This window comes from Embleya sp. NPDC008237, assembly GCF_042956465.1.
In the GTDB taxonomy this organism is placed as follows: domain Bacteria; phylum Actinomycetota; class Actinomycetes; order Streptomycetales; family Streptomycetaceae; genus Embleya.
Window position 1 is genome coordinate 331,825 of sequence record NZ_JBIBGL010000011.1, and the last position, 13,926, is coordinate 345,750.

A 13,926-nucleotide genomic window follows, 5' to 3' on the forward strand; every position below is an offset into this window, starting at 1 on the left:
GCGGCCCGAGCCGGCAGGTTGTTCCTTCGGCTGGTGGGGCGATGGGGGACTGAATGGTCGGGGCACGATCTCTTGCGGAATGCGTGATCGAGAATCCGGCGGTACCGAGTGCGGTGCTGCTTCGGGTGCTGCTGAGCGCCGAGGACGAACCATTGCGACGGGCCTTTCGCGACGCCCCGGGCCTGCCCCGGGACGTGGTGGAGGTGATGCTCGTGCACCCGGAGCAGGCTGTGCGGGCCGCGGTCGCCGCGAATCCGTACATCGACGCCGAGCAACGAGGTCGGCTGGTGCACGATCGGCGCAGGGTGGTGCTCGCGAATCTCTTCGGATACCGCACGCACCCCGACGGCGAGCCGAGACCGCTGCCGGATGCCGCCTACGAGGCGTTCTTCGCCGCTCGGCAGTGGGCGAACGCCGCGCGCGAGGACCAACCCTGGGATGAACTGCGGCTGTTGGAGGCGATGAATCGGTGCGCAAGCATGCCGCATCGGTTGCGACAGGCTCTCGCCCGGCATCCCCAGCCGGGGCTGCGCCGGTTCGCGGCCCGGTTCGTGGGCGGCCTGTCGGCCGAGGATCGGGCCGCGCTGCTGACCGACCCGGACCCGGACGTGCGCGCGGAGGCTCGGGAGGTGGCCGGGGACGACGCGGAGGTCTACGCCGGGATCGATATCGATTGGGATCCCGAGAACTGGGGCCACAGTTGGGTCTTCGGCAGTCGACGCGTGGAACGGGAGGCGATGGAGCGGGTGGTTCGAGGGGAGGACTGCCCGGACCACTACCGCAGCGCCCTGGCCGGGAACCCGCACCTGCCGCCGGACCTGGTGGCCGTCCTGGCTCGGGACGAGGATCCGTACGTCCGGGACAGGGTCTCGCTTCGGCCCGAGCTGACCGAGGAGGAGCGCGCCGCGATCGACTATCGGGTGCCGGAGTTGACCGACCTCGACGAGGTCGCGTGGTATCCGTACCTGGCCCGATCCCAATCGCCCGTCGACTACGCGCGCTCCGCCCACCCGGTGCGGCGGCGGCAGGCGGCGTGTGCGCCGGGACTGCCGGACGAGGTGCGGGACGGGCTGCTGGCCGACCCGGACCCGGGCGTACGGGTTCTGACGTGCCGTCACCAGATCGGCGTGCCCGCCGAGGACCTGTTGCGCGCGTATCGGGAGTTTCGCGGTCGCCATCGGTGGCGGCTGACCTACCGGCCGGGCTTTCCCGCCCACGGGCTCGCCCGGTTCGCGGCCGACCCGGACCCGGCCATGCGCGAACTCGTCGTGCTCGACCCGCAGGCGCCGGCCGTAGTGGTGGCCGGGTTGCTCGCCGACCCGGAGCGATGCGTACGCACCACACTTGCGCGACATCCGGCGGTGCCGGTCGAACGCCTGCTCACGATGCTGGACGATCCCGAACTCGCGCCGTACGCCGCCCGCAACCCGTCCCTCCCGATCGAGGCGATGCACCGAATCCTGGACGCGACGGGCGTTCCGGGCCGGGGGTGACGGGCGATGTCGGGGATCGATGGGCTGGTTGCGGGTGTGCTCGGGAATCCGGCGGTGCCGGGGGAGGTTTTGTTACGGGCGTTGACGGGTGAGTTGGGGCGGGTGGCCTGCAACGGGCTTGCCGAGGCGACGGCCTTGCCGCAGGACGTGATCGAGGTGATGGTCGGGCATCCCGATCGCCGGGTGCGGATGGCGTTGGGCGGTAATCCGCATGTGGATCCGGTGCAGCGGGCGCGGTTGGTCGCCGATCCGGACCGGGTGGTGGCTACCCGTACGGTCGACGGCAAACGCCATCCGGACGGGGATCCGCGTCCGCTGCCGGATGACGGCTACGCGCGGTTTCTTTCGCATGCGATGTCGGCGGAGAGCGCTTTTGGCGATCAGATGTTGACTCGCGACGACGTGCTGCAGTTGCTCTTGTCCTCCGGGGACACGCCGCAGCACATATACCGATCGTTTGTTGTCCGGCCGGAGCCCGAACTGCGGTTGACGGCGTGCCAATGGTGGGAGCACCTCCCCTTTGCCGATCGGGTGGCACTGACGCTCGACCCGGTGCGCAAGGTCCGTGGACGGGCCAGAAGGGGAGCGATCGAGGTACGCCGATGCCTGACCGACATCGACTGGGCACCGACCAACCGAGGCAGTGCGTCGGCCATCTCCCGAAGCCCGCTCACGCGCGCCGACGCCGAGCGGATCGTTCGGGGTGAAGCGCCGCCGCACTACCGGTACTACGCCGCCGGGAACCCGCATCTCCCGGCCGATCTGGTTGCCTGTCTCGCCCGGGATCCCGATCCGCGCGTTCGCTACGCGGTGTCGATCCGGGCGGAGTTGACGGAGCAACAGCGGGCGGCGATCGACTACGCGGTGCCGCCGATGGAGGATCTGGACGACGCGATTCGGTACGTGCCACGTCCCCTCGCGGGTACGCCGGACGAGTGGGCGCGCTCGGCGCATCCCGGGCTGCGGCGGATCGCGGCGTGCTCGGGCGGGCTTTCGGCGGAGCGGCGCGATGCCTTGGCAGTGGATCCCGACCTCGGGGTGCGGGTGCTGACCAGTCGCCACCAGGCGGGTGTCGCGCCGGAGTCGCTGTTGGGTGCGTATCGGGACTTCCGTGGTTGCCATCGGAGGCAGCTGACCTGGCGTCCCGGCTTTCCGACGTACGGGCTCGCGCGGTTCGCGGGTGATTCGGATAGCGGCATGCGGGAGCTTGTCGTGCGTGATCCGGACGCGCCGGTGGATGTGGTGGTCGGGTTGCTCGCGGATCCGGAGCGGTCTGTGCGGGCCGCGCTCGCTCGGCATCCGGCGGTGCCGGTGGATCGGTTGCTTGTGCTGCTGGACGATCCCGAACTCGGGCCGTACGCGGCGCGCAATCCGGCGCTGCCGGTCGAGGTGATGCATCGGATCCTGGATGCCGCCGGGGTGCCGCGCGGGAGGTGAAGTCGCCCCGCCGGCACGGGTGGTGAACCGTCCGTCGATGCGACACGTGTGTGATCGACGGGCTGCTCAGAGGCGGTTTCGGGGGGTGACGAGAGGACTGTCACAACCGGCTGACTGCTCATCAGTTCCGGGCTAGAGTGCCGCGCGGGTACGCGTGCGCGCTTGAGCTCCGGAGCCGGTCCGGCCGGTAAGCCGTCGAGCGCCCCGGCTCGTCAGCCCATTTCCGATGGAGGAGGAACCGGTGAAGGGCGTTCTTTTCGACGGCAAGGAAGCCTCGATCGTCGATGACCTCGAGGTGCGAGCACCCGGGGCCAACGAGGTCCTGGTGAAGATCGGTGCGGCCGGTCTGTGCCACAGCGACATCTCGGTGATCAACGGCACCATCCCCTTCCCGCCTCCGGTCGTGCTCGGACACGAGGGCGCGGGCGTCGTGGAGGCCGTCGGCGAGCTGGTGTCGCACGTCAAGCCCGGCGACCACGTGGCGCTGTCCACGCTCGCCTCGTGCGGTGCGTGCCGCGAGTGCGACCGTGGCCGGCCGACCATGTGTGCCAAGAGCTTCGGCCAGCTCAACCAGCCGTTCACGCGCGGCGGCAAGCCGGTCTACAACTTCGCGGGCCTGTCGGTGTTCGCGGAGAAGATCGTGGTCAAGGGCGTCCAGGCGGTCAAGATCCCCAAGGACATCCCGCTCGCCTCCGCCGCGCTGATCGGGTGCGGCGTGCTGACCGGCGTGGGCGCGGTGCTGAACCGGGCGAAGGTACAGCCCGGCGACACCGTCGCGGTGATCGGCACCGGCGGCATCGGCCTCAACGTGATCCAGGGCGCGAAGCTCGCGGGCGCGGTGCGGATCGTGGCCGTGGACGCGAACCCGGCGAAGGAGGAGGTGGCGCGGCAGTTCGGCGCGACCGACTTCGTCGATGCGCGTGCGGTCGAGGACTCGGTCAAGGCGGTCCAGGCCCTGGTGCCGGGCGGCGTGGACCACGCGTTCGAGTGCGTCGGGCACGTCGCGGTGATCCGCAACGCGATCGACATGCTCGGGCGGGCCGGCCAGGCGATCATCCTGGGCGTCGCGCCGTCGGACGCCGAGGCGTCCTTCCACGTGTCCTCGATGTTCCTGGACAAGTCGATCATGGGCTGCCGCTACGGCTCCTCACGCCCGCAGTACGACATCGCGCGCTACGCCGACCTGTACAAGACCGGCGGCCTCAAGCTCGACGAACTGGTCACCCGGACCTACGCGTTGGACGACTTCCACCACGCGGTCGAAGACGCGGAGGCGGGCAAGATCGCGCGAGGCGTCTTCGTCTTCTGACGCAGCATTGTTCATTGGATCACCTTCACCTGACGTTCGAAGCGCGCTCCTCACGCCGAGGGGCGCGCTTCGGCGTACGGGGTCCGCACCTCGCCCGATCGACCGGATTTTGTTGCCCTGTGCAATCGACGGGATACAATCGGCTCTTCGCACTGACCGGGGGTGTGTGATGGCTGAACGGTTATCAGTACCGATCGTCGGATCCGATTTCAAAATGGTCGACGGGAAACCGGTGGGGCAAGTGCGGGTGGATATCTACAAGCGCTACAACTGGGGGAATCCGGAGGGCGGCGTGCCCCGGGGTGATATCAAGGGTGTGCCTCAGAACGATTTGGCTCGACTCAACGAGACGGGGCTGGCGCACGATTTTGATATCGTCGGCAGCACGACGTTCTATGCGGCTCCGCAGCCCGGGTCGTGAACCTTGGTGGTGCGGTGCGCAGGGTGAAGGATTCCGTTTCCCGGGCCTTGTTCTTGGGTGCCGCTTTTCTGGTCGGGATGCTGGTTCTGAGCCTCGTGACGATTGGGATGTACCAGATTTATCGTTGGCATCCATGGGCCCCGGATCGACATGATTCGCGTGCCGATGCGGGGAGCGATCCCAGTTTTTCCCTGAAGAAGTCGTTGCGGCTGACCGGAACCACCCTTCCGGTGGAGGCCGTCGATGTTCACTTTTCAGCCGGGGGAAATATGATGGGGACGAGCTTGTCGCTCACCTATCGGATCCCCTGTGGGGCGGTTCCGGCCGTGCTTGCCGAGGCGAAGCCGGGCGCCCCGACTGCTGTGGATGATGTTGACAACAGGTACGTCCGGGACTTTGCCACGAGGCACGGCTGGCGTCCGGATATCGGTTCCACGGTGGCCTATTCCCGTGAAGGCAAGGGATTCACCAGGCTGCTGGTGCAGACACCGGCGGCGCCTGGGAATTGCTCGGTGTATATCGACGCCTTCAACTGACTTCATTCCTCGCTCGCGCGCCGTCGTGCCCCGGCGCGCCGATCGTTTCCGACGAGTGGGGCGCTTTGCCGTGGGTGAGTGCGTCCGGTGCCGATTGCCGCCGGGCGCGCGGTGCCGGGTGAGGCAGCCGGGCGGCAGCCGGCCGAGGCCGGCCGAGGCGAGGCGCATCGTCCGATTGCCGCGTGCGCACGGGAATGACGGTGCGGGTCGCTACATTGCGCGGATGATCTTTCCCGGACGTGCCTTGAACACGGCGGTCGACCGACTCGAACGGGCCTTGGCGGAGCGGGACGACGTCCTGTTGAACGAGGCGTATGGGCAGCTGCGCGACGCCTTCGAGGAGGCGAAGCCGAAGAGCAGCGCCGAGGTGGGGCCGCGACTGGCCGCCCTGTTGCCGCGAACCCCTCTGGGGGCGGGAGCGATCCTGGCCGTCATGATCGGCGCCTGTGTGGAGAACGGCGCGGATCCGCAGGCGTGTTCGGGACCGGTTCTCGCCGGTGTGCGGGACGCCCTGCGCGACGTCGCGGGCTTCCCGGCGCTGTGGGCGGAGGCGGTCGGCGACGACCTGCCCGAGCGCGACCATCTCGCCCTGGGCGAGGTACTCGAACGCGTTGCGGCTTCGGCGGGCGGACTGGACGAGGGACGGTTCGCCGCCGTGTCCGCGTGGATGCAGTTGCCGCTGTGGGAGATGGCGGCCGTTGCGATGCTCTCGCACGAGGAGATACGCCGGGCGGTACAGGCCGACGGCACGCTCGTCGCGTCGGCCGAGGAGGCCGCGCTCGGCGACGCGGACCTCAAGTGCCTGCGCTATCTGCTCAAGATGTTCGACGACGAGCCGTTGGTCGTGCTGCATCGGCCGACCGAGACGGGCTACCGGATGCGGGTCACCCGCATCGGCGACAACTTCCAACTGCACACGCTGATACGGCACATCCTCGTCGGCGGCGGGCACATCGCGGGCGACCCGCCGTCGGCCGAGGCGGTGGCGGCCTCCCGGGACGCGGCGTTCGACCCGGACAGGGCGCCGACGACGACCGGCGCGTTCAATCTGGCCGGCGCGGACGGCGCGTGGATCTGGAACGAGGGCTGCCCGGCGGACATTCCGATCGTGGACGGCGAGCGCGTACTCGTACTGGACCCGCCGACGTACGAACGGACCTGGAACGCGGGCCGCTTCTACCCGCACATCACCGGCGACCTCACCCTCGAAGCGCTCCTGGACGGCGCCGAGACCCAGGCGTACCTGGCCAAGGTCGCACCCCTGCGGCTGTGGCCGGACGGCGACTAGGGACTGTCTGAAAGCAGGTCTTGGTCATGGCCATTCGCCGATGGCGACGATGATGACGGCCGACCCGCACGTTGTCGCAGCGAGGAGGGATGATCACGGCAGCTACCGAACACCGCGGCGGTGAGCACCCGTCGAGGGCCCGCTGTCGAAGGGAGAGGCATGTTTCTCGGACTACCCGGCGCAACTTGGGATGCCGTGCCGGTCGAGGAGGCGCTGGAGTGGTACGACATAGCCGAAGCGAGCAACAACCCTGACTGGGATGTCGATGACTATTTCGGAGAAGAGCCCGAGCACTTCTACGTCCACCGCGGTGACCTGGCGATCGGCGGCGCGTTGGCGCTGGGCAACGGTCCCGACGAGGACGAGGACACGGTCTACGTCATCGACGGCGACCTGACCGTCAGCGGTCCCATCACCTTCCTGAACATGGATGTCTACACAACGCTCTACGTCACCGGCTCGGTCGTGGCGCAGGACCTGGTGTGCCTCTGGGACAGTTGCCTGTTCGTCGGTCGGTCGTTGACCGTCCGGAACCTTCTTGCGACGTCACTGACCGAAGCGGGCGCCCTCGTGGTCAAGGGGCCGGTGTCTGCCCATACCTGGCTCGAGATGGGCGGCCAGGGCTGTATCTACTTCGCCGGCAAACCGGACGCCCGCTTGGTCGCAAGCCCCGACTCCGGTGCGGGCGGGCCGGCCGACCCGTACTCCGACGGCGCCAACGCCGGTGTCTACCTCGGTGGGGAAGGCAAGGTCGACATCTTGGCGGAGGTGGTCCTCCCTGAGTTCCTCGAAGAGGACGGCACTTGCGACGACATGAAGATCCGGGAGGCGGTGTTCGAGGGCAGGTCCGTCCTGCGTTAAGGACCCTGCCCAGGCGCGCTGTTGTGTCGGCCCGGCCGACCGCGTTCACGCGGCGGGACCAGCTGAACGCGATCCGGTGGCGCACCCGGACGGGTGCGCCGTGGCGGGACATACCCGAGCGGTACGGGCCGTGGGAATCCGCGTACAGCCTGTTCCGGCGCCGGCGGCGCGACGGGACACGGGCGCGGGTCCTGGAGCAGTTGCAGGCCCGCGCGGACGCACGGGGACTCCACGATCGCGCGGGCGCATCAGCACGCGGCCGGTGCCCGCAAAAGGGGGATCTGCAGCGCGAGCCGCCCGGCGGCGTGGTCGACGAGCCGTCCGACCACGCGCTCGGACGGTCCCGCGGCGGGCCGACCACGAAGATCCACCTGGTCTGCGAGCAGGGCCGGCGTCCGCCGGCCCTGCTGATCACCGCCGGACAGCGCGGCGACTCACCGCGGTTCGCGAACCTCCCGGACGCGATCCGGATCCCCAGGATCGGACCCGGGAGGCCGCGCACCCGCCCGGGGCGGGTGCGCGACGACAAGGCCTACAGCTCCCGCGCGAACCGCGCACTGCTGCGCAGACGCGGGATCGCCTGCACCATCCCCGAACCTGCCGACCAGATCCGGAACCGCAGGAAACACCGTCACCATCGCCGCCATCGGCGAATGGCTGTGACCAAGACCTGCTTTCAAACAGACCCTGGTGCCGGGCGCGGCACCAGGCCGGGTGTTCACGGCCCGCGGAGGCGGGCCGTGACAAGCTGCCATGCGCTACCGATCGGGGTGGTGGGAGCTCAGGATTCCATCGTCGCTCGGTCGGATTCGCTGCGCAGAACGCAGAATTCGTTGCCTTCGGGATCGGCGAGGATTGCCCAGCCCGAACCGTCGGGGTTGCGGTGATCGGCGACAAAGGTGGCCCCGAGGCCCAGCAGCCGGTCCACCTCCTGATCGCGCGAGGTCTCGGGGCGCAAACACAGGTGGATCCGGTTCTTGATCGTCTTGGGCTCGGGCACCTGGTTGAAGTACAGCACCGGGCCCTCCGCAAGCATCACCTGAGTTTCCCGGTCACCCGGTCTGTCCTCCGGATGCAGCGGACGGCCCGTCACACCGCTCCAGAACCGAGCCAACTCGTAGGCATTCGCACAGTCGATCGCCACGTTCTGCAATACCGAGACCATGCGCGTGAGCCTTCCCGATCTGCACGCCCGACACCACCGAGTCGCGCCGATCTTCGCGCACACGGCTCGGTCTTCCGGCGGCCTGTCCGATACGCGCCGCAGGTCGCTTCCCTCGGATCATCCGATCAGCGAATGGCTGTTACGCGTCGAGGTGTTGGTCCCGCATGGCGGCTTGGCGGCGGTCGGGCCGACGGTTGCGGGGAAACACGTGCGATGGGGCCGCGTGACACCGCGCCGACGGTGGGGTGGGCGCAGGGGGTGCACCGTGGGACGGCGAAACTCCTGTAACACTGTCCGCCGAGCCGGGCTGGAAACGCTGTGACCAGGGCAAACGTGGCGTCGCCGGGGCGTCGAGCGGGGGGTGCCGGGCCCGTCCTCGTTCCTTCTCGTGACCATGTCACCGAACTGCGACAGCGGCGTCGTGGAGCATCGACTCCCGTATCGCATCGGCTCGCAGCCCCTTCATAGTGATCACGCAGGCACCGACGAGCCGGAACCGCTTCGGCTCCAATCACCTGATACCAAGGGGTTCTTCATGTTCGGCAACCGTCGCACCGCCCTCCTCGTCTCCGCAGCCATCGTCGGCGGCGCCATGCTGACGACGGCGTGCCAGGAGTCGGACTCGAACTCGAAGGCCGGTCAAGGCACCTCGCCCGCTGCTCCGGCGGCCAACACCCAAGCCGCTCCGCCCGCAGTGCCCGGGTCCGCGACCACGGGCGGCAACCAGGGCGGCGGGACGGCCGCGCAGCCCCCCGCCGGGAAGAGCTCCGGCGGGCAGGGCACGACCGCCGCCGGCGGCGGTGGCGGGGGTGCGGGCGACAACGGCTCGATCGGCAAGTGCCGCTCCGACGACCTCAGGGCCACCGCGCAGGACGCCACCATCACCGGCGACGCCGAACGCACCGTCGCGGTGACGTTCAAGAACATCGGCCACAACTGCACGATGTCCGGATTCGCCGGCGTCGACCTGGAGACCAACCAGGGGCCGCTGTCCGCGAAGCGCACCGGCCGGCCGGCGGACCCGTTCACGCTCAAGAGCGACACGTCGGTGTCCTTCGGCGTCACCTACCCGAGCAACGACACCGGCGGCTCCGGCGTCCGGATCACCGGCCTGCTGGTGACCCCGCCCGGAGAGACCAAGTCGATCACCGTGCGCTGGCCGGGCGCCGCCACGCTGCCCGTCACGGACGGCGCCGGCTCCCCGGTCAAGGTCGGCCCGATCGGCAGCGCCGGCCAGGGCGGCTGACCCACACGCATGGGAAGACCTCAGGCAAGGCCAACGGGCACGGGCCCCACCGCACGAGCGGTGGGGCCCGTGCCCGTTGGCCCGTCGATGCGGCCGTCCACGGGCCGACACATCACCGGCACTCGCGCCGGAAGAGCCCATGGGCCGCAGCAGTCACCCGAACGACGGCCAGCGGTTGGCGGCCCATTCCCGCCAGTCGACCCACCCGGGCGGCGGGTCGGCGTCCCCGCGGCCCTCCAGCTCCGCCGCGTCGGGCTCCTCGAAATGCGCGCGCCCGTGCAGGATGTCGGCCTCGGACATCGGCAACGTCTCCTCGGGGGTGGTCGCCCAGCGGTGGGCGACACGGGTGCGTTGGGTCTCCTCGTCCACCGGCAGGTAGACCATGCGGAAGCACGCCCCCTCGGCCTCCACCAGCCGGCGGATCGCGGACCGTTCGTCCCGTGACCAGCAGCCGTAGTCCACGACGACGTCGGTGCCCAGTCTGACCGCCTCCAGGGCGAGCCAGAGCATGCGCCCCTCCAGCACGTCGCGCTTCCCGTCCGCCTCCGCCTCGCCGAACAGGGGGATCATCCAGTCGTCGGGCGTCAGACGCAGCGCGCCGTGCTCTGCGGCAAGCTGCCGAGCCCGTGTGGTCTTGCCGGCCCCTGGCAGGCCGACCATCAGGAACAACGTGGTCACCCCCGGATCGTGGCAGGGAAGCGAATCAGGCAGCCACCGTTTTATCTGCCCGATCACGGGCTGAGCCACAGGCGGAGGGATGCCGGTGACAGTGCCGTGGAAGACGTGGGCGCGCATGTCGTAGCGCGTAGCCACGGCGCGGAAGTGCTCGAGCCGGTTGATCATGCGCTCGACCTCGTTGCGGCGCTTGTATCTCTCCTTGTCAAAGCCCGCCGGCCGGCCTCCTCGGCTTCCTCGGCGCCTGCGGTTGGCTCGCTGGTCCTTCGGTTCCGGGATGGTGTGTCCGATCTGACGTCTGCGTAGGTAACGGCGATTACGGCGGGGATGGGCTCGGCACGAGGTGGAGTCCACGCTCACCATGCTCCAATCGATCCGGCCCGGGCGTCGGCATCGGCCTGGACGGCTTGCACGATCCGATCCCAGGTGCCGTCCGCCGACCACCGACGGTGACGCTCATAGGCGGTTCGCCGGCTCCCGAACCGGTTCGGCAGATCCCGCCGAGGGACTCCTGTGCGGATCCGGAACAAGATCCCGTTGATCACTGTTCGGTGGTCGTTCCAACGCCCGCCCCGACCGCCGGACTTCGGCAGATGGGGCGCAAGTCGCGCCCACTCGTCCTTCGTCAGATCGCCCCGCCCCGCAAAGCGAACCATGGCCCCGACGCGAGGGGGTTGTCACAAGATCCGCCGGACCGGCCCTAGAGGAGATGGTCGGCCCGGCCGGCCTTGATGTCGCGGATGAGGGTTCGGAGGGCGTCCATGGTGTCGGTGAGGTAGTGGTCTTCATGGCCCTTGACGGCGATGTAGGCGTTGCCTTCACCATCGATGCCGAGGCGGAAGCAGTTTCCGGAGTCCTGGCAGAAGGGGTCTTCCCAGGAGATGTCAGGCATGTGCGCTCCTAGAGCTGCTGCATGATCGACCGGATCAGATCGCGTGTCCGCGATTCGGTGAGCGCGATCCGTTCCATCTGGTCGAGTTGAAGGCTGAACTTGCGAAGCTGCGTGGTCGTGTGTAGAAACTCGGCGACGCTGGTGCGATCCAACTGGACCGTGTCCAGGCTCGGCACCTCGCCGTAGGCGTACAGGAACGACTGACCGGAGCCGGGGAACGCTCCTGCGGAAAACGGAATGGCCCGGACGGTGATGTTGCGCTGTTCCGCCATGTGCAGGATGTGCGCCAACTGTTCGCGGAGAACGGTACGTCCGCCGACCTCGATGCGGAGTGCGGCCTCGTGGATCGTGGCCATGTAGGTAGGGCCGCCCGGCCGATCGAGTGCCCGGTGACGCTGGATGCGGTGGGATACCCGAGCCTCGAACTCTTCCTCGGGTAGCTGCGGGATGGCGGCCTCGAAGAGGGCGCGGGCGAAGGACTCCGTTTGGAAGGGGCCGGGGATGTGGGCCAGCGTGGTCATTCGTAGCCCCTTGGCGAACCACTCCATTTCGGCGATGTCGAGGAACGTCGGTGGTAGGAGGTCTCGGAACTCTTCCCACCAGCCCTTCGTACGCTCGGCACCCATACTGGCAAGGACCTCGATCAGGTCCTTGTCCGTGCAGTCGTAGTGGTAGGCCATCCGCCGCACCCGCTCGGGGCTGATTCCGTGCCGACCGGCTTCCGTGCTCGTGATGACGGTTCGGTTCGTCGCCAAGACCGCAGCCGCTTGCTCCGTGGACAGGCCGGCACCTTCGCGTAGCTTGCGAAGTTCGGCGCCCAAGCGTTGCTGGCGGGCGGTCGGGTTACTTCTCGGCGCCACTCGCACCCCTTGCGTACATGTCGCTCAGTTTGCCGCGCTCGCGGAGTCCGGTCCACCACTCTTGGCCGACTAGGTGGCACATGTGCTCCCGAAGCTCTACGGTGAGTATCGCATCATCCACGTAAAGCGATGCCGGAAGTGCACCGCGCGAGCATGCCCGCCTGTTTCAGGACGGGTGTGCCCGCGCTCGGGGAGGTAGGCCACCGGCGCCGTCGCGCGACGCGTTCACCGCGTCCACACCCATCGAGCCCGCGCTGCCCAGGAGTTGCCATGCCCGGATTCCTCTGTCCTGCCGGCGAGCCGACACCGGCCATGCCTGTCGTTCCCGCGATCCCCGTCATCCCGTCCCACTGGAGCTTTCCCGCCGAGCCCGCCTCCGTGGGGCGCGCTCGGTGTGCCGTGGCGGGTGCCCTTCCGCGCGGATGCCGACCCGAACTCGCCGACGAGCTCGTGTTGGTGACCTCCGAGCTCGTCACCAATGCTCTGCTGTACGGCACTTGCCCGGCCGACGGCTGCCCGATCGAACTCGTGCTCTGGCCCGCCGACGGCTACTGCCGGCTCGCCGTCTCCGACCCGGGCGCCGCGCTGCCCGCACTTGCCTCGCCCGGTCCGCAGGCATGCGGAGGGCGAGGACTTCTCCTGGTGAGCGCGCTCACTGCCACCTGGGCGGTGGTGCCCCGCCGCGAGTACGGCAAGTCCGTGGTGGTGGGATTGAGGCTCGCCGGCTGATGGGCACTTCGGCGGCGAGGCGGGCAGGTCGGCTGCCGTGCACCGAAGGCCGGTCGATGTCGGGGGAGTTGGTAAGTCGGGGCGTGGAGAAGTCGCGGAGCGGGCGTGGGTCGCGCGGAGCGGCGTCGCCGAAGTCGCCGTGTTCGAGCGTGAAACGACGGCATTTCGATCTTGAGCCCGACTCGACATCAGGCGCGAGCCCGCCCCGAGGCGTTGCTGATCGAGATGTTTCGAGTGTGGTGAGAATTGGTCGTAGCAGACGTGTACGGGCTATTTCGACGGTGGTTCGGTCGGGTTCGTTGAACTCGTGGGCAGTTTTGATCAATTCCGCGGGCCATGGGAAATCGTGGGTTATCCGCGTAACCCGTCAGTCCCGCTTTCAGTTGATCGGATAGGTTCCGCGCGTCCTGGCGGCACCTCTAAACTCGCTCCGCTGCGGCCCCAGGTCCCACGGACCGCGGTCAGGTACCCGATCGGCGCCTCGGGCCACGCGCGGGGTGTCCGCTGGAGAGGAGCCCTACCGCCCCATGCCGACTCCGCACGTCGACCCGCACGATCGTCCTCCCGAGCCCGAACCCGAGTCCGCGTCCGAATCCGAACTCCGCCCCACGTCGGCAAGCGAGAATCCCTCCGTCCCGGCGCAGCGCGCCCCGTACGTCGACGACCGCGCCGGTTACCTGGAAATGGAACAGGACCCGAGATTCGGGGGGCTCAAGAAGCGACAGCGGTCCTTCATCTTCCCGGTCACCGCCGCGTTCCTCGCGTGGTTCCTGCTGTACGTGGTGATGTCCGCCTACGCGCGTGACTTCATGGCCAAGGAGCTGATGAACCACATCAACGTCGCGCTGGTGTTCGGCCTTCTCCAGTTCGTCTCGACGTTCGTGATCGCCTGGGCCTATTCGCGATTCGCACGCACCCGACTCGACCCCGTCGCCACCGAACTGCGAGAGGAACTCGAAGCGTGAACCTTTCTCTCGAACTCGCCGCGAAGTCCAGCAACCGAGGCTGGACCTT

The 13,926-nt window shown here is 68.7% G+C and carries 15 protein-coding genes and 1 pseudogene; 11 read left to right on the top strand and 5 right to left on the bottom strand.

The features are described from left to right. Positions 1-83 precede the first annotated feature (83 nt). From ACFZBU_RS28475 to ACFZBU_RS28510, 8 genes are all read left to right on the top strand, one after another. Positions 84-1,493, top strand: a complete 1,410-nt coding sequence (locus tag ACFZBU_RS28475) for a hypothetical protein (RefSeq protein ID WP_391586517.1) — start codon at positions 84-86, stop codon at positions 1,491-1,493. A 6-nt stretch (positions 1,494-1,499) separates the two neighbouring features. Then, the gene (locus ACFZBU_RS28480; protein ID WP_391586518.1) at positions 1,500-2,930 is read left to right on the top strand and encodes a hypothetical protein; all 1,431 of its coding nucleotides are present in this window, start codon (positions 1,500-1,502) and stop codon (positions 2,928-2,930) included. Positions 2,931-3,171: 241 nt separating this feature from the next. Beyond that, the gene (locus ACFZBU_RS28485; protein ID WP_391586519.1) at positions 3,172-4,239 is read left to right on the top strand and encodes a Zn-dependent alcohol dehydrogenase; all 1,068 of its coding nucleotides are present in this window, start codon (positions 3,172-3,174) and stop codon (positions 4,237-4,239) included. A gap of 169 nt (positions 4,240-4,408) precedes the next feature. Further along, on the top strand, positions 4,409-4,660 hold the full coding sequence (locus ACFZBU_RS28490) for a hypothetical protein (protein ID WP_391586520.1): 252 nt from the start codon (positions 4,409-4,411) through the stop codon (positions 4,658-4,660). A 23-nt stretch (positions 4,661-4,683) separates the two neighbouring features. Further along, entirely contained in the window at positions 4,684-5,196 is a 513-nt protein-coding gene (locus ACFZBU_RS28495; protein ID WP_391586521.1) for a hypothetical protein, read from the top strand. 223 nt (positions 5,197-5,419) lie between these two features. Next, positions 5,420-6,484, top strand: a complete 1,065-nt coding sequence (locus ACFZBU_RS28500) for a hypothetical protein (RefSeq protein ID WP_391586522.1) — start codon at positions 5,420-5,422, stop codon at positions 6,482-6,484. A 159-nt stretch (positions 6,485-6,643) separates the two neighbouring features. Continuing rightward, positions 6,644-7,345 carry a hypothetical protein gene (locus tag ACFZBU_RS28505; RefSeq protein ID WP_391586523.1) on the top strand — a complete coding sequence of 234 codons (702 nt, stop codon included), beginning with the start codon at positions 6,644-6,646 and terminating at the stop codon, positions 7,343-7,345. Positions 7,346-7,368: 23 nt separating this feature from the next. Further along, positions 7,369-8,232, top strand: a complete 864-nt coding sequence (locus tag ACFZBU_RS28510) for an IS5 family transposase (RefSeq protein WP_391586524.1) — start codon at positions 7,369-7,371, stop codon at positions 8,230-8,232. On the opposite strand, the gene ACFZBU_RS28515 is transcribed toward ACFZBU_RS28510, so the two are convergent. Then, on the bottom strand, positions 8,127-8,510 hold the full coding sequence (locus ACFZBU_RS28515; RefSeq protein WP_391586525.1) for a VOC family protein: 384 nt from the start codon (positions 8,508-8,510) through the stop codon (positions 8,127-8,129). The genes ACFZBU_RS28510 and ACFZBU_RS28515 overlap by 106 nt on opposite strands. A 535-nt stretch (positions 8,511-9,045) precedes the next feature. On the opposite strand from ACFZBU_RS28515, the gene ACFZBU_RS28520 reads away from it, so the two are divergent. Beyond that, positions 9,046-9,756, top strand: coding sequence for a DUF4232 domain-containing protein (locus tag ACFZBU_RS28520; RefSeq protein WP_391586526.1), 711 nt, complete (start codon positions 9,046-9,048; stop codon positions 9,754-9,756). A 153-nt stretch (positions 9,757-9,909) separates the two neighbouring features. Here the strand turns inward: ACFZBU_RS28520 and ACFZBU_RS28525 are convergent, their stop codons facing one another. The 4 genes and pseudogenes from ACFZBU_RS28525 to ACFZBU_RS28540 all read right to left on the bottom strand — a co-directional run bounded on the left by ACFZBU_RS28525 (position 9,910) and on the right by ACFZBU_RS28540 (position 12,189). Continuing rightward, the gene (locus ACFZBU_RS28525; RefSeq protein ID WP_391586527.1) at positions 9,910-10,503 is read right to left on the bottom strand and encodes an AAA family ATPase; all 594 of its coding nucleotides are present in this window, start codon (positions 10,501-10,503) and stop codon (positions 9,910-9,912) included. Then, a pseudogene (locus ACFZBU_RS28530) lies at positions 10,488-11,087 on the bottom strand (IS5 family transposase). The gene ACFZBU_RS28525 and the pseudogene ACFZBU_RS28530 overlap by 16 nt, the downstream one beginning before the upstream one ends. A 44-nt stretch (positions 11,088-11,131) precedes the next feature. Further along, entirely contained in the window at positions 11,132-11,323 is a 192-nt protein-coding gene (locus ACFZBU_RS28535; protein ID WP_391586528.1) for a hypothetical protein, read from the bottom strand. An 8-nt stretch (positions 11,324-11,331) separates the two neighbouring features. After that, the gene (locus ACFZBU_RS28540; RefSeq protein WP_391586529.1) at positions 11,332-12,189 is read right to left on the bottom strand and encodes a helix-turn-helix domain-containing protein; all 858 of its coding nucleotides are present in this window, start codon (positions 12,187-12,189) and stop codon (positions 11,332-11,334) included. Between the two features lie 306 nt (positions 12,190-12,495). Between ACFZBU_RS28540 and ACFZBU_RS28545 the strand changes: the two genes are divergently transcribed. After that, entirely contained in the window at positions 12,496-12,912 is a 417-nt protein-coding gene (locus ACFZBU_RS28545) for an ATP-binding protein (RefSeq protein WP_391586530.1), read from the top strand. Positions 12,913-13,439: 527 nt separating this feature from the next. After that, the gene (locus ACFZBU_RS28550; protein ID WP_391586531.1) at positions 13,440-13,877 is read left to right on the top strand and encodes a DUF485 domain-containing protein; all 438 of its coding nucleotides are present in this window, start codon (positions 13,440-13,442) and stop codon (positions 13,875-13,877) included. Positions 13,878-13,926: the final 49 nt, after the last annotated feature.